This window comes from Kitasatospora sp. NPDC101176 (assembly GCF_044768035.1).
Lineage (GTDB): Bacteria > Actinomycetota > Actinomycetes > Streptomycetales > Streptomycetaceae > Kitasatospora.
Genome location: NZ_JBIWPA010000021.1, coordinates 13325 through 32066, shown reverse-complemented (window position 1 = coordinate 32066; position 18742 = coordinate 13325). Strand labels below are relative to the sequence as shown.

General features: G+C 73.6%; 18 protein-coding genes. 11 read left to right on the top strand and 7 right to left on the bottom strand.

Annotated features, from left to right (window positions below):
- Positions 1-8 precede the first annotated feature (8 nt).
- Positions 9-1367, bottom strand: coding sequence for a DUF692 domain-containing protein (locus tag ACIRS1_RS25615; protein WP_402843859.1), 1359 nt, complete (start codon positions 1365-1367; stop codon positions 9-11).
- Between the two features lie 409 nt (positions 1368-1776).
- On the opposite strand from ACIRS1_RS25615, the gene ACIRS1_RS25610 reads away from it, so the two are divergent.
- From ACIRS1_RS25610 to ACIRS1_RS25580, 7 genes are all read left to right on the top strand, one after another.
- Positions 1777-2523 (top strand): hypothetical protein, encoded by a 747-nt coding sequence (locus tag ACIRS1_RS25610; RefSeq protein WP_402843856.1) that lies wholly within the window; start codon positions 1777-1779, stop codon positions 2521-2523.
- A 164-nt stretch (positions 2524-2687) separates the two neighbouring features.
- Positions 2688-3698: an MBL fold metallo-hydrolase gene (locus ACIRS1_RS25605; RefSeq protein ID WP_402843854.1), complete on the top strand. Its 1011-nt coding sequence runs from the start codon at positions 2688-2690 to the stop codon at positions 3696-3698.
- A 105-nt stretch (positions 3699-3803) separates the two neighbouring features.
- Positions 3804-5675, top strand: a complete 1872-nt coding sequence (locus tag ACIRS1_RS25600; protein ID WP_402843851.1) for an ATP-binding protein — start codon at positions 3804-3806, stop codon at positions 5673-5675.
- A complete protein-coding gene (locus tag ACIRS1_RS25595; protein ID WP_360215981.1) occupies positions 5672-6103 on the top strand; it encodes a roadblock/LC7 domain-containing protein in 432 nt (143 codons plus the stop codon). Before ACIRS1_RS25600 ends, ACIRS1_RS25595 begins: the two co-directional genes overlap by 4 nt.
- Positions 6100-6453: a DUF742 domain-containing protein gene (locus ACIRS1_RS25590; RefSeq protein WP_360215984.1), complete on the top strand. Its 354-nt coding sequence runs from the start codon at positions 6100-6102 to the stop codon at positions 6451-6453. Before ACIRS1_RS25595 ends, ACIRS1_RS25590 begins: the two co-directional genes overlap by 4 nt.
- A gap of 55 nt (positions 6454-6508) precedes the next feature.
- Positions 6509-7147, top strand: coding sequence for a GTP-binding protein (locus tag ACIRS1_RS25585; RefSeq protein WP_402844004.1), 639 nt, complete (start codon positions 6509-6511; stop codon positions 7145-7147).
- Positions 7144-8337 carry a cytochrome P450 gene (locus ACIRS1_RS25580; protein ID WP_402843838.1) on the top strand — a complete coding sequence of 398 codons (1194 nt, stop codon included), beginning with the start codon at positions 7144-7146 and terminating at the stop codon, positions 8335-8337. The genes ACIRS1_RS25585 and ACIRS1_RS25580 overlap by 4 nt, the downstream gene beginning before the upstream one ends.
- A gap of 115 nt (positions 8338-8452) precedes the next feature.
- On the opposite strand, the gene msrB is transcribed toward ACIRS1_RS25580, so the two are convergent.
- The 4 genes from msrB to ACIRS1_RS25560 form a co-directional block, all read right to left on the bottom strand.
- A complete protein-coding gene (gene msrB, locus ACIRS1_RS25575) occupies positions 8453-8860 on the bottom strand; it encodes a peptide-methionine (R)-S-oxide reductase MsrB (protein ID WP_402843835.1) in 408 nt (135 codons plus the stop codon).
- A 22-nt stretch (positions 8861-8882) separates the two neighbouring features.
- Positions 8883-10292: a UDP-N-acetylmuramate--L-alanine ligase gene (gene murC, locus ACIRS1_RS25570; protein WP_402843832.1), complete on the bottom strand. Its 1410-nt coding sequence runs from the start codon at positions 10290-10292 to the stop codon at positions 8883-8885.
- A 134-nt stretch (positions 10293-10426) separates the two neighbouring features.
- The gene (locus ACIRS1_RS25565) at positions 10427-10888 is read right to left on the bottom strand and encodes an indole-3-glycerol phosphate synthase (RefSeq protein WP_360215996.1); all 462 of its coding nucleotides are present in this window, start codon (positions 10886-10888) and stop codon (positions 10427-10429) included.
- Between the two features lie 50 nt (positions 10889-10938).
- Positions 10939-11730 carry a pyrimidine reductase family protein gene (locus ACIRS1_RS25560; RefSeq protein ID WP_402843828.1) on the bottom strand — a complete coding sequence of 264 codons (792 nt, stop codon included), beginning with the start codon at positions 11728-11730 and terminating at the stop codon, positions 10939-10941.
- A 63-nt stretch (positions 11731-11793) separates the two neighbouring features.
- Between ACIRS1_RS25560 and zapE the strand changes: the two genes are divergently transcribed.
- The 4 genes from zapE (at position 11794) to ACIRS1_RS25540 (ending at position 17068) form a co-directional block, all read left to right on the top strand.
- Positions 11794-12876 carry a cell division protein ZapE gene (zapE, locus tag ACIRS1_RS25555; RefSeq protein ID WP_387901837.1) on the top strand — a complete coding sequence of 361 codons (1083 nt, stop codon included), beginning with the start codon at positions 11794-11796 and terminating at the stop codon, positions 12874-12876.
- 37 nt (positions 12877-12913) lie between these two features.
- Positions 12914-15007: an excinuclease ABC subunit UvrB gene (uvrB, locus tag ACIRS1_RS25550; RefSeq protein WP_360216008.1), complete on the top strand. Its 2094-nt coding sequence runs from the start codon at positions 12914-12916 to the stop codon at positions 15005-15007.
- Between the two features lie 248 nt (positions 15008-15255).
- The gene (locus ACIRS1_RS25545) at positions 15256-15834 is read left to right on the top strand and encodes a TerD family protein (RefSeq protein ID WP_360216011.1); all 579 of its coding nucleotides are present in this window, start codon (positions 15256-15258) and stop codon (positions 15832-15834) included.
- Between the two features lie 247 nt (positions 15835-16081).
- Positions 16082-17068, top strand: coding sequence for a TerC family protein (locus ACIRS1_RS25540; protein WP_402843823.1), 987 nt, complete (start codon positions 16082-16084; stop codon positions 17066-17068).
- Between the two features lie 65 nt (positions 17069-17133).
- Here the strand turns inward: ACIRS1_RS25540 and ACIRS1_RS25535 are convergent, their stop codons facing one another.
- Both ACIRS1_RS25535 and ACIRS1_RS25530 read right to left on the bottom strand, forming a co-directional pair.
- On the bottom strand, positions 17134-17787 hold the full coding sequence (locus ACIRS1_RS25535; RefSeq protein ID WP_402843820.1) for an MBL fold metallo-hydrolase: 654 nt from the start codon (positions 17785-17787) through the stop codon (positions 17134-17136).
- 54 nt (positions 17788-17841) lie between these two features.
- Positions 17842-18576, bottom strand: coding sequence for a maleylpyruvate isomerase family mycothiol-dependent enzyme (locus ACIRS1_RS25530; protein ID WP_402843817.1), 735 nt, complete (start codon positions 18574-18576; stop codon positions 17842-17844).
- Positions 18577-18742 lie beyond the last annotated feature (166 nt).

Genomic DNA, 18742 nt, shown 5'->3' with positions numbered 1-18742 from the left:
AAGGACTGTCAGCGCCGCAGGGCCCGGCGCAGGCGGGCGAGCGGGCCGGACGGCCGCTCGTCGGCCGGGCGGAGCCACTGCTCCAGCGCCCGGCGGTGGTCGGCGGCCGGCGGGCCGCCGTCGGTGAGCACCCACTCGGCGAAGGCCCGGGCGTCGGCCCGGTAGCCGCCGGTCTGCGGGTGGGTGCGGGCGTACGCGAGGAACAGCGGCCCGTACCGGTCGCCGAGCAGGCGGGGCAGCTCGGGCGCCACCTTGGCGGCGGTGTCGCGCCGCTTGGTGGCCAGTCCGGTGGACTGGGCGCGGACCTGCGCCGGGTCGAAGCCGGCCGGGACGGGCCCGCCGGCCACCAGGGCGGCCAGCAGCTCCTCCTGCCGGCGGCGGAGGTTCGCGCGCTCGCCCGGAAGCGGCGTCTCGGTGCGGGTGTCCGTGCGCCCGCTCCGCCGCGGTGCCCCGGTCCGGGTGGCGGCCGGGTGGGCCGTCCGCGGGGTGCTCCCCTCCAGCACCCCGCGGATGGCGTCCAGTTCGCCGGCCAGCTCACTGGGCGGCGGGAAGCCGGCGTCCCGTTCGAGCAGGACGCCGGGGGGCGTGATCCGGGCGCAGAGTTCGGCCAGGACGTCCAGGACCGGCTGGGTGACCGGGTGGGCGTGGGTGTCGTGCCAGACGCCGTCGACCATCCGGCCGCCGGCGACGTGCACGTAGGCGATCGCCTCCAGCGGGAGCCGGTCGAGTTCGGCGGCCGGGTCGATGCCGAGGTTGACCCGGTTGGTGTGCAGGTTGGCGACGTCGATCAGCAGCCGGACGCCGGTGCGTTCGACGAGTTCGGCGAGGAACTGCCCCTCGGTCAGTTCGTCCCCGGGCCAGGCCAGCTGGGCGGCGATGTTCTCGAGGGCGAGCGGCACCGGGAGCTGATCCTGGGCGATCCGGACGTTCTCGGCGATCACCCGCAGGGACTCCCGGGTGCGCGGGACGGGCAGCAGGTGGCCGGCCTCCAGGCCGCCGGCCCGGACGAAGGCCAGGTGTTCGGTGACCAGTGGGGAGCCGAGCGCGAGGGCCGCCCCGGCGAGCCGGGCGAGCCGGTCCGGGTCGGGTCGGTCGGCGCCGCCGAGGCCGAGGGCGACGCCGTGCGGGACGACGGTGACGCCGCGGGCGCGCAGTGCGGTGAGGGACTCGGGGAGGTGGTCGGCGCAGATGTTCTCGGCGACCACCTCGACCCAGTCCAGGCCCGGTTGGCGTTCGACGACGGTGTCGATCTCGCTGCGCCAGCCGAGGCCCACGCCGAGGGTGACGTCCGGGCGGGTGCCCGGGCGGCTCGGGGCGGCGGTGCCGGCGGCTGCCCGTGCGGGCAGGTCAAGTGCAGGGGAGGTCATCGGTTCGCCCCCTTCGGAGGGCTGGGTGGGAACGGCCGTCGGATGGTGCGGGCGTCGTCGCCAGGACCGCGCGGCCGTGATGCTGAGGATGTCCCCGGGCGGGGTGGCTGCCAAGCCTCGACCGGTCTTCTCAGAGCATTATTTGAGCTTGGGTTCTGACTCGGTAGGACTGTAACTCCCGGATCCTGACGTCCTCGCAGGTGGGGGGTGTTCCCGGGGGTGGGCGGGGGCGCGCGACGGCGCACCGCGGACGGCCCGCGAACCCCCGGCCCGGTGGATCCGGCGCCCGCAGGGAGGAGTTCGGATCTTCCGGCGGGTCGAATTGCGGTGGTGTGGGTATTTCCGGCCGCGGGCGGGGATTTACCTGACGGGACACAGTTCGTGGCCGAGTCTTCCCCCGGGGGATCATATGGAGATCCTGCTCCAGGTTCTGATCGCATCGGTCCCGGCCGTGATCGGGTTCCTCGCGGCCCGCTCCCTCGCCCGGACGAGGCTGTTCCTGCGGTACGGATTCCTGCGGGCGCTGCTCGCCCCGTACGGCCGGGTGCAGATCGTCACGCCCAGCCTGGAGGTGGCGGAGTTCGCCTACGCCTCGGACGGCTGCCGGCTGACCAGCCGGGAGCCCAAGAACGTGCTGTTCATGCCGATGGCGGAGGCCCGGGCGATAGCGCAGCTGATCGACCTGCTGCGGAAGGTCAACCGGAAGGCGACGATCGAACTGGTCGTGGCCGGTGCGCAGGACCCGCGGATGCCGACCTTCTCGATCGGCGGACCGGGCGTCAACTCCTACTCCGGCGGCGTGCTGGAATCGGTGTTCCCGGACTTCCGCGTCGAGTACCCGGACGCGGCCCGCGCCCGGTGGGGCGGGATGACCTTCGAGGCGCTCTACAACGCGGCCGGGGAACTGATCCGGGACCACGGGTTCATCTTCGTCACCCGGACGTCCCGGCAGGCGCCGTGCATCGTGCTCTGCGGGGTGTTCGCCTTCGGTTCCGCGATGGCGGTGGAGGCGCTGGCGGGGGCGGGCCGCAAGTCCGCGCTGGCCGCGCTGTTCCGCTCGGGGGAGAAAGGATTCGTCGCGGTGGAGGGGCGGGTCATCGGTCTGGACACCGTGGACGTCACGGTCGAGGTGTGTCGCATCCTGCCCCCGCTCTGAGCCGGGATCCGCCCCGAGTGTCCACGAATCGTCCGGACAGTGAGACGATTGGTCTCGACCACGAGGGTCGAATCCGGACAGCTCGGGAGAGTCTGGGGCATCAACTCCTGCAGTGCGTGCAGGTTTTGCCGCGTTGTCGAGTCGGCATGGGCATAATCGCGCACATGACGATCAACCGTGCGAACGTGAGCGCGATTGCCGAGGACCTGTACGTGTGGCTCCCCCCGAAGCGGGGCTGGGGCCTGGCCAACTGCGGGCTGCTGGCCTCGGAGAAGACCGCGCTCTGGATCGACACACCCTACGACCCCGCCCTGGCCGGCGAGTTCCTCGCGGCCAGCCGCCGTCTGCTGCCGGCCGGGGTCGGGATCGACCGGGTGGTCGTCACCCACGCCAACGGCGACCACCTGTGGGGCGCCGGAGTCGTGCCGGACGCCGAGGTGATCGCCACCCGCGAGGCGCTGGAGCACATCCACTGGGAGCCCACCCCCCGGCAGCAGCACGCGCTGGTCACCGGCAGCGACCCGGACTCCGCGCTCGGCGGCTACCTGAAGGAGCACTTCGGGCGGTTCGACTGGTCCGACACCGATCCCGTCCGCCCGGACACCGTCTTCACCGGTGAGCTGGAGCTGCGGGTGGGGGACTACCCGGTGCAGATCTCCAGCCTCCCCGCCGCCCACACCGGCGGCGACCTGATGGTCCACCTCCCGCACCAGCGCGCCGTGTTCACCGGCGACGTGATCTTCAGCTCGACCCCGGAACAGCCCGGCGACCACCCCTCGCACTGGGCCGGGCCGCTGGACAACGTCATCGGCGCCTGCGAGCAGGCGCTGGCCACCGGTGCCGAGATCTTCGTGCCCGGCCACGGCCCGGTGCTCGACCGCGACGGCGTCCGCGAGCACATCGGCTACCTCGCCCACGTCCGGGAGCGGGCGCACGCCCTGCACGCCGCCGGGGTACCCGCGCTGGACGCCGCCCGGCGGGTGATAGCCGAGCGGCGCCACCCGGAACTCGGCCTGCCCGAGCGGCTGGTGCTCACCGTCGCCGCCGAGTACCGACACCTGGACGGCACCGAGGTGCCCGACGTCCTGGAGGCCATGGGCCAGGTCGCCCAGGTGGCCCGGGAGCTCGCCGAGGACGCCGCTCGCATCCCGCGCCCGCGGACCGGCCGGGACTGACGGCCCGCCGGGGCGGCCGTCGGCGATGCCGCCGCCCCGCCCCGCGCCCCGGCCCGGCGCCCGCCCGGCCCGCACCCGCCCCACCGAGGACTCCCGAGGACTTCGATGACGCAGATCGTGCTGACAGCCCTGGCACTGCTCGCCGCCCTGGCGGCGGCCGTCCTCGCCCGCGCCCGGGCCGGAGCGGTCACCCGGGCGGCGGCCGCCGAGGCCGCCCGCGCGCACGCCGAGGAGCGCGTGCGCGCCGCCGACGCCCGCCTGGTCGAGGCCGAACGGCGGGTGCGGGAGGCCCAGGAGGGCGCCCGGGAGGCCAGGGGCGAGGCCCGCGAGGCCGATACCCGCGGCCGGACCGCCGAGGAGCGCGCCCGGGTGGCCGACGGCCTGGTGCGCGAGGCCGAGGACACCGTCCGCGCGGCCCGGGACGCGGCCCGTGCCGCGCAGGACGACGCCCGGGCCGCCGAGGAGCGCACCGCCGCCGCCGCGGCCGGGGCCGAGGCGGCCGAACGCGGGCTGGCCGAGGCCGAGCGGCGCACCGCGGCGCTGCTCGCCGAGATCGGCCACCTCGCCCAGGAGCGGGTGGCGGCCACGGCCGTGCGGCTCAGCCACGCCAACGCCCCGCTGGTCGGCCCGCTGGACCCGCAGGCCGTCGGCCCGGAGGCGGTCCGGGCGCTGCAGTCCGTGCTGGACGCCGCCACCGCCGCCCTCACCGACGAGCGCGAGCGGGTCGACGCCGCCGCCCGCGCCGCGATGCGCGGCGCCACCTCCCGGATCCAGACCCTGCTCTACCAGATCCAGAGCCTGGTCCAGCAGCTCCAGCACGACAACGACGACCCGCGGCTGCTCGAGGTCGACTTCCGCAACGAGGTCGCGCTGCGCCGGATCCAGACCGTCGCGGTGCTCTGCGAGGCCTGGCCGGGGCTGGCCCGCACCGACTCGCCGCTCGCCGAGGTGGTCGTCGGCGCGCTCTCCAGGGTGCCCGGCTACGCCCGGATCAAGGTCGCCAACCACCTCCGCGAACAGCGCCTCGCCGTGGTCGCCCGGGCCGCCGAGCCGCTGGCCATCACGGTCGCCGAACTCCTCGCCAACGCCTCGGCCTACTCGCACCCGGAGACCGACATCCCGGTCACCGTCCAGCAGGGCGGCCGCGGCGCCCTGGTGATCATCGACGACAGCGGCATCGGCATGGACGAGGACCAGCTGCGCCGCGCCCGGCGGCTGCTGGCCGGCCCGCCCGACGTCCTGCTCACCGAACTCGGCAACCCGCCCAAGACCGGCTTCGCGGTGATCGGCAAGCTGGCCCGCCAGTACGGTTTCTCCTGTCACATCGAGCCCTCGCCGTACGGCGGCATGCGGACCATCCTGCGCATCCCGGCCGCGCTGGTGACGGTCGTCGACGACGAGCAGCCGCTGTCGGTGCTCACCCCGCTGCCGCTGCGGGCCGGTGCCGGTCCGGCTCCGGCACCCGCCGTCCACGCCGTCCCGCCGATGCGGGACGCCGACGAGGGCGGGGCGCCGGTGCTCGCCGACCGGCACCACCAGCCGGGCCCGCACGCCGCGCCGGCCATCCACGTGGTGCCGCGGACGGCGGCCGACCCGGTCGACGACGGCACCGGCCTGCCCAGCCGGCGCCGCCGCAGCCCGCTCGCCGCCGACGGCCCGGGAGCCCCCGCGGCCGCCCCGCAGGCCAGGGCCGCGGTGGCCGCCACCGTGCGGTCCGGGGCGGCCCCGGCGCCCGTCCGCACGCCCGAGCGGGCCGCCGCCCACTGGGAGGCGCTGCAGCAGGGCACCGACTCCGGCCGCGCCGCCGTGGCGCGGGCCGCCGGCCGGACCGGCGCGACCGACCCGGCCGACCCCACCGACCCGACCGGTCCGACCGGCTCGCCCCGCACCACCGACCCGTCCAGCACGGCCGGCGACAGCGGTGTCCACACCACCGCCCGTCCGCCCGCCCCGACCCCTGAAGGAGCCGAGCAGTGAGCAGCTCGCCCAGCCAGACCGCCACCGACGAGATCTCGTGGGTGCTGACCCCGCTGCTGGAACTGCCGGGAGTGCTGCACGCGGTCATCGCCACCGGCGACGGCCTCGTCGAGGGCGCCTCGGACGGGCTCGACCGGGCCTCCGCCGAGCGGGTCGCCGCGATGACCGCCACCGTGCACGCCGCCGCCCGCGCGTTCACCGGTGCGTTCACCGGCGCCGAGCGCCCCCGGCTGGACCAGACCGTCGTGGAGTCCGACCTCGGCTACGCCATCGTCGTCCCGGCCGGGGAGAACACCTCGCTCGCCGTCTTCACCTCCCCGGAGGCCCAACTCGGCAACGTGGCCTACCAGATGCAGGTGCAGGTCGCAGCGCTGGGCCGCGCGCTCGCGAGCCCGACCCGGCAGCAGGACGCCACCGACCGGTCATGACCGCCGTACCCCGCAGGCGGATGGTGCCCGCCTACCTGGCCACCGGCGGCCGCAGCCGCCCCGGCACCGCCGGCTTCGAGCGGCTCACCGTGCTCTTCGCGGACCGCGCCGAACCGCCGGGCGACCTGGAACCCGAACACCGGCGGCTCTGGGAACTGCTGCGCCCCGGCGCGCTGACCGTGGTGGAGGCCGCCGCGCACCTGCGCCTGCCGGTCAGCGCCACCGTCTTCCTCGCGGCCGACCTGGTCGAGGCGGGCAGCCTGCGCGCCCGCGCACCGATCCCGCCCGCCCAGCAGACCGACCGCTCCATCGTCGAGAGGCTCCTCGTTGGACTCCGTGCGCTCCGGTAGCCCGGCCGACCGGCCGAGCCGGGTGGGCTACCTGCCCGACCGGGACCAGACGCTGATGAAACTGGTGGTGGCCGGCCCGTTCGGGGTCGGCAAGACGACGCTCATCCGCACCCTCTCCGAGATCGCCACCCTGCACACCGAGGAGGCGATGACCGAGACCGGGCGGCCGGTGGACGACCTGGCCGGCCTGCCGGAGAAGGCCACCACCACGGTCGCCGTCGACTTCGGCCGGCTGACCCTGCCCGGCAACGTCGTGCTCTACATGTTCGGCACCCCGGGCCAGCGCCGGTTCTTCCCGCTCTGGCACGACATCGCCCGCGGCGCCCTCGGCGCCCTGGTGCTCGCCGACACCCGCCGGCTGGCCGACTCCTTCGAGATCATGGACATGGTCGAGGAGCAGGGACTGCCGTACGCCGTCGCCGTCAACTGCTTCCCGGACGCGCCGGTCCACCCGGTGGAGGTGCTGCGCACCCACCTGGACCTGCACCCGACCACCCCGCTGCTGCTCTGCGACGCCCGCGAGCGCGGCGCCAGCCTCGACGCGCTGATCGCCCTGGCCGAGCACGTCCTCGACGGGCTGCCCGCCACGGCCGACCCCGCCGGCCCGTCCGCCGACCCCGCCACGGCCGACCCCTCCGCCACGGCCGACCTCTCCGCCGCGTCCGCCGTCTCCGCCGCCGAGGAGCGCCCGTGAGCACCGACCCCCGCCCGACCCCGATCTACGGCCCGGTCTTCGCCGCCGACCCGCAGCTGGTCTACGACCGGCTGCGGCGCCACGGTGCGGTGGCCCCGGTCGAGCTGGCACCCGGCGTCGAGGCCCTGCTGGTCACCGACTACCAGGCCGCCCTGGACCTGCTGCGCGACACCGACACCTTCTCCAAGGACTCCCGGGAGTGGCAGCGCACCGTCGCGCCGGACAACCCGCTGCTGCCCGTGCTCGGCTACCGCCCGACCGCCCTGTTCAGCGACGGCGAGGTCCACGAGCGCTACCGGGCGGTGATCACCGACGGCCTGGCGCTGCTCGAACCCCACCGGCTGCAGCGCCGCGTCGCCGAGGTGGCCCACCAGCTGATCGACCGCTTCGAGGGGGCGGGCACCGCCGACCTCATCGCCGAGTACGCCCGCCAGCTGCCGGCCTTCGTCCTCACCACCTGGTTCGGCGTGCCCGACGAGCACCGCACCCGCCTGGTGGCCGGGATCGCCGGGATGATCGAGTCCACCGAGAAGGCCGTCGCCGCGTACGGGGACCTCGTCGCGGTGGTCACCGCGATGGTCGCCGAGCGCCGCGAACGGCCCCGGCACGACCTCACCTCCTGGTTCGTCACCCACCCGGCCGGGCTGGAGGACGACGAGGTGATCCGGCAGATCACCCTCACCATGATCGCCGGGCACGAGCCGACCACCAACCTGATCGGCAACGCCCTGCTGCGCCTGCTCACCGACGCCCGCTACGCCGGCTCGCTCATCGGCGGCGCGATGACCGCCTACCAGGCGATCGACGAGGTGCTCTGGCACGAGCCGCCGCTCGCCAACCTCTCCGCCCACTACCCGCGCTACGACATCACCTTCCACGGGCGGGAGGTCCCGGCCGGCTCGCTGATGCTGGTCTCCTACGCGGCCGCCAACTCGCAGGCCGCGCCGCCCACCGACGGCACCGAGCTGCGCAGCGGCGAGAGCGCCCACCTGGCGTGGGCGGCCGGCCCGCACGCCTGCCCGGCCCGCGACCCGGCGCTGCTGATCGCGATCACCGCGATCGAGCAGCTCACCAGCCGGCTCAGCGACCTCGAACTGACCGCGCCGGCCGACGGGCTGGTGTGGCGGCCCGGGCCCTTCCACCGGGCGCTGGTCCACCTCCCGGTCCGCTTCGCCCCGGTGGTGGGCTGAGCCGGGCGCGGCCGGGCGCGGCCGGGCGCCGCCGGTCCACGCCGGACGCGCGAGGGCCCGGGCACCCCGTCGGTACGGGTGCCCGGGCCCTCGGCCGGGTCCGGTGCGCCGCCCGTCAGTCCTCGGCGGGCTTCAGGGTCAGCGAGATGCTGTTGATGCAGTACCGCTGGTCGGTCGGGGTGCCGTAGCCCTCGCCCTCGAAGACGTGGCCCAGGTGCCCGCCGCAGTGGGCGCAGCGCACCTCGACCCGGCGCATGCCGAGCGTGGTGTCCTCGATGTACTCGACCCGGTCCTCGGCCAGCGGCGCGTAGTAGGACGGCCAGCCGCAGTGGCTGTCGAACTTGGTCGTGGAGCTGAACAGCTCCGCGCCGCAGGCCCGGCAGCCGTAGACGCCGACCGTCTTGGTGTCGGTGTACTCACCGGTGAACGGGCGCTCGGTGCCCGCCTCGCGGAGCACGTGGTACTCCTGCGGGCTGAGCTCCTCCCGCCACTCGGCCTCGGTCTTCTCGATCTCGTAGCTCATCACGGCTCCCGGTCGGGGTACGTCAGACGTTGGTGGCAACGTTCGCGAGCTGCTCCAGAATTTCGGGCCCCAGGTTGGTGACGTCGCCGGCACCCATGGTGAGCAGCAGGTCGCCCGGGCGGGCCAGGCCGGCCAGCAGGGCGGGGGCCGCGGCGAAGGAGTGCTCGGGGGTGACGTCGGCGCCGGCCCGGCGGGCCGCGTCGACGATCAGCTCGCTGGTCACGCCCGGGATCGGGTCCTCGCGGGCCGGGTAGATGTCCAGCACCACGGAGGCGTCGGCCAGCGTCAGCGCCCGGCCCATCTCCTCGGCGAGCTGCTGGGTGCGGCTGAACAGGTGCGGCTGGAAGACCACCAGCACCCGGCCCGCGCCGTCCAGGCCCTCCCGGATCGCCTCCAGGTCGGCGGTCATCTCGGTCGGGTGGTGGGCGTAGGAGTCGATCACCTGGACGCCGGCGGCCTCGCCCTTGAGCTGGAGGCGGCGGCGCACGCCGGTGTAGGCGCCGAGCGCCTTGGCCAGGTCGGCGGCCGGGACGCCCAGCGCGACGCCGGCGGCCAGCGCGGCGACCGCGTTGTGCGCGTAGTGCCGACCGGGCACCGAGACGGTGAAGACCAGCTCGGCGCCGTCCAGCTCCACGGTGACCTCGCTGGTCATGCCGTGGGCGACCACCGAGCGCACCCGCACGTCGGCGTCCTCGGCGGAGCCGACGGTCACCACGTTCAGGCCCTCGCGGCCGGCCAGCCGGGCGGTCAGCTCGCGGGCGCCGTCGTGGTCGGCCGAGACGACCAGGGTGCCGCCGGGGGTGATCCGGCCGACGAAGGTCTCGAAGGACTCGTGGATCTCGTCGATCGAGGCGTAGTTGGCGTGGTGGTCCAGCTCCACGTTCAGCACGATCGCCACCTCGGGCGCGTACTTGTGGAAGCTGCGGTCGCTCTCGTCGGCCTCGGCGACGAAGATCTCGCCGGTGCCGTGGTGGGCGTTGGAGCCGGGCGCGTCGAGGTCCCCGCCGATCGCGTAGGACGGGTCCAGGCCCAGCTCGCCGAGGGCGACGGCGAGCATGCTGGTGGTGGTGGTCTTGCCGTGGGTGCCGGCCACGGCCAGCGCCCGGCGCCCGCCCATCAGCGCGGCCAGCGCGTCGGAGCGGTGCACCACCGGGATGCCGCGCTCGCGGGCCGCGGCCAGCTCCGGGTTGTCGGCGCGGATCGCGCTGGAGACCACCACACTGCTGGTGCCGTCCGGCACGTGCTCCGCGGCGTGGCCGACGTGCACCGTCGCGCCGAGGGCGCGCAGCGCGAGGACGGTCTCGGACTCCTTGGAGTCGCTGCCGGAGACGCTGGCGCCGCGCACCGCGAGGATCTTCGCCAGGCCGGACATCCCGGCGCCGCCGATGCCGATGAAGTGCGGGGCGTGCAGGTCGTGCGCGGCGTCGTTCAAGGCGGGGCTCCGTAGGACGATGGGCCCCTCCTGCCCGGCGGCGGGCGAGGAGGGCGGGACAGGGCGGGCGGACGCATGGGAGTCGTCCTCGCGGGCGGACCGCAAGGACGATTCTGCACCACCGGCCGCCGGAGCTAGGAGTCGCTGGCGAACAGCCGCAGCACCGGGACCCCCACCTTGTGCCGGGCCTGGGAGGCCCAGTCGCGGTGGAAGAACTCCTCCACGAAGTGCGGGGAGGTGAGCACCACCACCTCGTCCGCGCGGTGCTCCTCGACCGCCGCGCGCAGCCGGTCCAGGGGTTTCTCCTCGACCAGTTCGCCGATCGCCTCGGCCCCGGCCGCGCGTAGGTGGCGCAGGCTGTGTTCGAGCGATTCGGTGGCGACGGTCGGGCCGGTCTCGGACTCGTCGTGTTCGTGCACCACCTTGTCGAGGTGGCCGAGGGCGACGTCGTCCAGCGCCCGCAGCAGTTCGTCCTGCTTGCCGCGCGGCTGCATCAGGACGACGAAGGAGACCTTCTCCTCGCTGTGGAGCGTGGTGACCAGCTCCACGTCGGCGTCGGAGAGAGCCTTTTCGATCATCAGTACCGTCTTGAACACGTGAGTCCCTTCCAGTGGCCGGCCCGGGGCCCCGGCATCGCATAACGGCATCACGACCGGTGGGTCACGGGATCGTCCGGACCCGGGCGACGCAGGTAGCGGGTGAAGAGGAATCCTTTCTGCTCGATCAATGAGACCAGCCGCATCCGCCGCACGTCAGGCATTTCCGCATCGTGGATGATGCGCGGCGCGTCCCCGCCGGTGAGCAGCGGGGCCACCGACAGGCACAGCTCGTCCAGCAGGTCGGCCGCCGCCAGCTGCCCCAGCAGCCGCGGGCCGCCCTCGGTCAGCAGCCGCGTCCAGCCCCGCTGCGCCAGCGCCGCCACGGCCGCCCGCGGGTCCACCGAGCCCTCCCCGGCGACCACCAGGTCGGCCACCTCCGCGACCGCCCGGCGGCGCTCGGCGGGGGAGTCCGCGGTGGTGACCACCACCGTCCTGACCAGCGGCCCGGTGAACAGCGGGGAGGTGAGGTCCAGGGCCAGCGAACGGCTCACCACCGCGATCGCCGGAACCGGCGCCTGCCCGGCCGCCGCCCGCGCGGCCGCGAAGCCGGCCCCGACCCTGGCCGGCCCGTAGCCCTCCGCCCGGACGGTCTCGGCGCCCACCAGCACCACGTCCGCCAGCGCCCGCAGCACCCCGAAGATCCGCTTGTCGGCGTCCCCGGACAGGCCCTCGGAGAGGCCCGCCAGCTTCGCCCCGCCGTCCAGGCCGGCCACCATGTTGGCGCGCAGCCACGGGCGCCCGTGATTCACCTGGTCGGGGTACGCGTAGACGGCGGAGAGCGCCTCGGTCGAGGCCGGATCGACGGCCGGTCCGTCCAGCGGGGTGATCAACTGATGCATGCCCCCAGTGTTCCACCGTGGGCCGTTCGGAGGCGGTCGGGACCAGGCGTACCCTCTACTAACGTGCCCGCAGCTCCCCGCCCCGCCACCGCGACCGAGTCCATAGCCCCCGCGAGTGCGGCAGGCTCCCCGATCGCGCTCGCCGACCGCCGCCCCGTCGTGCCCGCCGAGCGGCTCGTCGCCGAGATGGTGCCTCCGCCCCGGTTCTCCGACGTGAGCTTCGGGACGTACATTCCGGACCGGACCCAGCCCAGCCAGTACGAGGCCGTCCAGGTCCTGGAGCAGTTCGCCGCCACCCTCGGCCGGGGAAACGGTTCCGCACCCAAGCGCAGCTGGTTCCGCCGCTCCGCCCCCGCGCCCACCGGCCCGGCCGGCGTCTACCTCGACGGCGGCTACGGCGTCGGCAAGACCCACCTGCTCGCCTCGCTCTGGCACGGCGCCCCCGGCCCCAAGGCCTTCGGCACCTTCGTCGAGCTGACCAACCTGGTCGGCGCGCTCGGCTTCCAGCAGGCCGTCCAGACCCTCTCCGGGCACACCCTGCTGTGCATCGACGAGTTCGAGCTCGACGACCCGGGCGACACCGTCCTGGTCTCCACCCTGCTCGGCCGCCTGGTCGACAACGGCGTCAAGCTCTGCGCCACCTCGAACACCCTGCCGGAGAAGCTCGGCGAGGGCCGCTTCGCCGCCGCCGACTTCCTGCGCGAGATCCAGGGCCTGTCCGCGCACTTCCGCCCGATGCGCATCGACGGCCAGGACTACCGCCACCGCGGCCTCCCGGACGCCCCGCCGCCCTACCCGGACGAGACCGTCGACGCCGTCGCCGCCCGCACCCCGGGCGCCTCCCTGGACGACTTCGACACCCTCCTCGGCCACCTCTCCGCCGTCCACCCCAGCCGCTACGGCGCGCTCCTGGACGACGTCACCGCCGTCTGCCTGCGCGGCGTCCGCCAGGTCGACGACCAGTCCACCGCCCTGCGCCTGGTCGTCCTCGCCGACCGCATGTACGACCGCGAACTCCCCATCACCGCCTCCGGCCTCCCCTTCGACCGGGTCTTCCCCGAGGACATGCTCCGCGGCGGCTACCGCAAGAAGTACCTCCGCGCCGTCTCCCGCCTCGTCGCCCTCGCCCGCGACAGCGCCAAGTAGGCCCCCGACTGTCGGTGGTGGGTCGTACGGTGGACCCGTGCGACCCATCACGAGTATTGAGCGGTCAGTGGCGCCCTTCGAGGTCGTCAGTCCCTTCCAGCCCAACGGGGACCAGCCGGCGGCGATCGCCGAGCTGGAGCGGCGGATCAAGGGCGGGGAGAAGGACGTCGTCCTGCTCGGCGCCACCGGTACCGGGAAGTCGGCCACCACGGCCTGGATGATCGAGCGGCTGCAGCGGCCCACCCTGGTGATGGCGCCGAACAAGACGCTGGCCGCGCAGCTGGCGAACGAGTTCCGCGAGCTGCTGCCGAACAACGCCGTCGAGTACTTCGTCTCGTACTACGACTACTACCAGCCCGAGGCGTACGTCCCCCAGACGGACACCTACATCGAGAAGGACTCCTCGATCAACGAGGAGGTCGAGCGGCTGCGGCACTCGGCCACCAACTCGCTGCTGACCAGGCGGGACGTGGTGGTGGTCGCGTCGGTGTCCTGCATCTACGGCCTCGGCACCCCGCAGGAGTACGTGGACCGGATGGTCCCGCTGAAGGTCGGCCAGGAGATCGACCGGGACGTCCTGCTGCGCCGCTTCGTCGACATCCAGTACGCCCGCAACGACGTGGCCTTCTCCCGCGGCACCTTCCGGGTCCGCGGCGACACCATCGAGATCTTCCCGGTCTACGAGGAGCTGGCCGTCCGGATCGAGATGTTCGGCGACGAGATCGAGGCGCTGTACACCCTGCACCCGCTCACCGGCGAGATCATCAGCCAGGACGAGTCGGTCTACGTCTTCCCCGCCTCGCACTACGTGGCCGGCCCGGAGCGCATGGAGCGGGCGATCACCGGCATCGAGCAGGAGCTGGAGGGGACGCTCGCCAGGCTGGAGAAGCAGGGCAAGCTGCTGGAGGCCCAGCGGCTGCGGATGCGCACCACCTACGACATCGAGATGCTGCGCCAGATCGGCACCTGCTCGGGCGTCGAGAACTACTCGATGCACTTCGACGGCCGCGAGCCGGGCTCCCCGCCGAACACCCTGCTCGACTACTTCCCGGAGGACTTCCTCCTGGTCATCGACGAGTCGCACGTCACCGTGCCGCAGATCGGCGCGATGTACGAGGGCGACGCCTCGCGCAAGCGCACGCTGGTGGAGCACGGCTTCCGGCTGCCGTCCGCGATGGACAACCGCCCGCTGAAGTGGGAGGAGTTCCTGGGGCGGATCGGCCAGACGGTGTACCTGTCGGCGACGCCGGGCCCGTACGAGCTGTCCCGCGGCGACGGCCAGGTCGAGCAGATCATCCGCCCGACCGGCCTGATCGATCCCGAGGTGATCGTCAAGCCGACCGAGGGCCAGATCGACGACCTGGTGCACGAGGTCCGCAAGCGGGTGGAGCGCGACGAGCGCGTCCTGGTCACCACGCTGACCAAGAAGATGGCCGAGGACCTCACGGACTACATGCTCGGCCTGGACATCAGGGTCCGGTACCTGCACAGCGACGTGGACACCCTGCGCCGGGTGGAGCTGCTGCGCGAGCTGCGGGCGGGCCGGTACGACGTGCTGGTCGGCATCAACCTGCTGCGCGAGGGCCTGGACCTGCCCGAGGTGTCGCTGGTGGCGATCCTGGACGCGGACAAGGAGGGCTTCCTGCGCTCCGGCACCTCGCTGATCCAGACGATCGGGCGCGCGGCCCGCAACGTCTCCGGCCAGGTGCACATGTACGCGGACCGGATCACCCCGTCGATGGAGAAGGCGATCGACGAGACGAACCGCCGCCGGGCGGTGCAGCAGGCCTACAACAAGGAGCACGGGATCGACCCGCAGCCGCTGCGGAAGAAGATCGGCGACATCCTGGACACCCTCGCCCGCGAGGACGTGGACACCGACGAGCTGCTCTCGACCGGCTACCGCGGTGCGGCGGGCAAGGGCAAGGCGCCGGTGCCGGCCCTGGGCGCGGAGCGCAGGAAGGGCGAGAGCCTGCCGGCGGCCGAGCTGGCGGAGCTGATCCAGTCGATGACGGACCGCATGCACGCGGCCGCGGCCGACCTCCAGTTCGAGGTGGCGGCCCGGCTCAGGGACGAGGTCAAGGAGCTGAAGAAGGAGCTGCGCCAGATGCGGGAGGCGGGCGTGGCGTAGCCGCACCACCGGGGCGCGCCTTTCCCCGTTCCCGCGGCGGTCAGTCGCCCCGCGGTGTCTCAGACTCGCCACAAAGCGGGGGACGCGGGGGAGGCGGGGGTGCCGCAGGCCCTAGGCTGGCCTGCGGCATCGCCCTCGGGACGGGGGCGCGGCAACAAGAGGGGGCCTCAGCCGGGGGACGGCACGGGGTGTTCCACCGTGGTGCCGCGCGGGGACCGACCGCGCGGCCGGGCAGAGAGGACGACGCCGTGTCCGTGAACCTTGCCAAGGGCCAGCGGGTCAGTCTGCAGAAGGGCCAGGGCGGCACGCTGACCGTGGTCCGGATGGGGCTCGGCTGGCAGGCGGCGCCCAAGCGGGGCCTGTTCGGCAGCCGGACGAGGACCATCGACCTGGACGCCTCGGCGCTGCTGTACGCCGAGCACACCCCGTCCGACGTGGTGTTCTTCCAGCACCTGGAGAGCACGGACGGCTCGGTCCGGCACACCGGGGACAACCTGGAGGGCGGCTCGGGCGCGGAGGACGACGAGGCGATCCTGGTGGACCTGATGCACGTGCCGCCGCACATCACCCAGGTGGTGTTCACGGTGAGCTCCTACACCGGGCAGACCTTCGCGGAGGTGCGCCAGGCGCACTGCCGGCTGGTGGACGAGACCACGGGCGAGGAACTGGCCCGGTACGAACTGGCCGGCGGGGGGCCGCACACCGGCCAGGTGATGGCGAAGGTGTTCCGGGACGGCGCGGGCGGCTGGGAGATGCAGGCGATCGGGGCGCCGGCGAAGGGCCGGACCTTCCAGGACCTGCTGCCGGCGATCGAGCCGTACCTCTGACGGCTCCGGCCCGGACGACTGCGGACGATTGCGGCCCGGGCGGGCTCCGTCCCTGACGGTTCTTTACCTTCTTTACCTTTCTTTGCCTTCCCTGTTACTCTCGATGGCAGCGGAGGGGAGTATTCCTCGACAGCCGACCCCGTCATCACGGGTGCCCGTCGTGGCACCCCGGGGCGGCGGCCCGACGGGCGGAAGAGACCTCCGGCAGTGACGATGACTGTCTCGCCTACCTGCCGGAGGAGCAGTAGTGGACGTTTCCATGACCATGTGGGCCACCACGATCGGTGTGCTGATCGCACTGATCGTGGCGGACTTCTTCATCGGGGGTCGCAAGCCGCACGAGGTCTCCCTCAAGGAGGCCGGCACCTGGACGGTCGTCTGGGTCGTGCTGGCGCTGATCTTCGGTGGTTTCCTCTGGTGGCACTCCGGCGGCCAGCCGGCCGGTGAGTTCTTCGCCGGGTACATCACCGAGAAGTCGCTCAGTGTCGACAACCTCTTCGTCTTCATCCTGATCATGGGCAAGTTCGCCGTGCCGCGGATCTACCAGCAGCGCGTGCTGATGTTCGGCGTGATCATCGCGCTGGTGCTGCGGGCGGTGTTCATCGCCGGCGGCGCGGCGCTGGTGACCCAGTTCTCCTGGGTGTTCTTCATCTTCGGCGCCTTCCTGATCTGGACGGCGTGGAAGCTGATCAAGGAGGCCCGGGCCGACGAGGAGGACGAGGAGTTCGAGGAGAACCGCCTGCTCAAGTCGATCGAGCGGCGCTTCCCGTCCACCGACACGTACCACGGCACCAAGCTCTTCATCCGGGAGAACGGCCGACGGCTGATGACCCCGATGCTGATCGTCATGCTGGCGATCGGGACGACGGACGTGCTGTTCGCCCTGGACTCCATCCCGGCGATCTTCGGCCTGACCCAGGACCCGTACATCGTCTTCACCGCGAATGCCTTCGCCCTGATGGGTCTGCGCCAGCTGTACTTCCTGATCGGCGGCCTGCTGAAGAAGCTGGTCCACCTGAGCTACGGCCTGTCGGTGATCCTCGGCTTCATCGGCGTGAAGCTGGTGCTGCACGCCGCCCACGAGGCCGGCGCGACCTGGGCCCCGGAGATCGGCATCCCGGTCTCGCTCGGCTTCATCGTGGTCGTCCTGGCCGTCACCACGGTGACCAGCCTGCGCGCCTCGAAGAAGGCCGAGCGCGCCGAGCGGGCGGAGGCCGAGAAGCTCGACGCCTGACCGAGCCCCGCACGCCCGGAGCCCCCGTGACCGCACCGGTCGCGGGGGCTCCGGCCGTCCGCGGCTCACCAGCCGCGCTCGCGCCACTCCGCGAGGTGGGGGCGCTCGGCGCCGAGGGTGGTGTCGTTGCCGTGGCCGGGGTACACCCAGGCCTCGTCGGGGAGGGCGTCGAAGATCTTCTCGTTGACGTCGCGGAAGAGGGTCCGGAAGGCCTCCGGGTCGCCCCAGGTGTTGCCCACGCCGCCGGGGAAGAGGCAGTCGCCGGTGAACACGTGCGGGTGGCCCTGCGGGTCGTCGTAGACCAGCACGATCGCGCCCGGGGTGTGCCCGACCAGGTGCCGGACGGTCAGCCCGACCTGGCCGACGCGCAGCACGTCGCCGTCGGCGAGCAGCAGCTCGGTGGGCACCTCGACGCCCTCGGCGTCGTGTTCCCCGGCCGCGGTGCGGGCGCCGGTGGTGGCGACCACCTCGGCGAGCGCGCCCCAGTGGTCGTGGTGCCGGTGGGTGGTGACCACGGTGGCCAACTGGTCCCCGACGGTCTCCAGCAGCACCGGGGCGTCGGCGGCCGCGTCGATCAGCAGCTGCTCGTCGGTGGCCCGGCAGCGCAGCAGGTAGGCGTTGTTGTCGTACGGGCCGACGGCCACCTTGGTGATGATCAGGTGGGCCAGCTCGCGCACGTCCGGCGGTCCGCCGACCTTGACCGCTCCGTGGTACGTCATCCGTCCGCTCCTCGTCCGGGGCCAGCTACAGGGTTCAGGGTCATCCTCGCGCCGTCAGCCCATGGGGGGAAGCGGGGGGAGGGGCGCGTCGGGCGCGTGCCGCAGGCCGTCGCCGTCGGAGCGGCCGGAGAGCCAGGCGGTCAGGGCCCGGACGGGGCCCCCGACGGTGGGCGCGGGCCCTCCGGTGCCGATCGTGGCCCGCTCCCCGGTGCCGTCGACGACCAGGGCGACGGCGGGCAGGTCGGCGCCGGCCAGCCTGCTCGCGAGCCTGCGGAACTCGACCGCCGCGAACTCCTCCGGCCAGTGCGCGGGGGTGCGGCCGGCGTCGAGGTCGACCAGGTGGTACTCGACCTCGGCGAGGCGCTTCCAGACGAGGTCGCAGGCCGGGAAGACGGCGCCGGAGCGGTGGCGCACCTCGGTCGCCCAGTCCTCGGCGGTCATCTGCCCGGCGGCCTCGGCGAAGCGCAGGTGGGAGTCCCGCAGGTCGGCGAGCTGGACGTCCAGCGGGCGGCCGGCGCCCTCCTCGATGCCCTGGTCGCGGGCCTGCTCGCTGGAGTACTGCGGGATGTCGGTGCGGGTGCGGGCGCCGGTCAGCAGGTTGACCAGGGAGTCGGCGTTGCGGGCGAGGTGGGCCAGCACGTGGCCGCGGCTCCAGCCGGGCAGTGCCGAGGGCTCGGCGAGGGCCCCGGGCGCCAGGGCGGCGGCGGTGTCCAGCAGGTGCTCGGTGCTCTCCTCGACCAGGGCCAGGTGCCGGGCGGCGGTGGCGGCGGCGGACTGCGGGTCGGTCATCGGATCGGCCTTCCGTGGGCGACGGCGCGTTGCCCACGGGGGGCCTCGCTCGTTGACCAGCCGACGCTACCGCCGAACGCGCGCCCTGAGCAGGGGTGTTTTCGGTCCGTGTGCGGACGGCGCGGCGGACGCTCTCACTCGTTCGGGTGGACTCCGCTGGACAAAG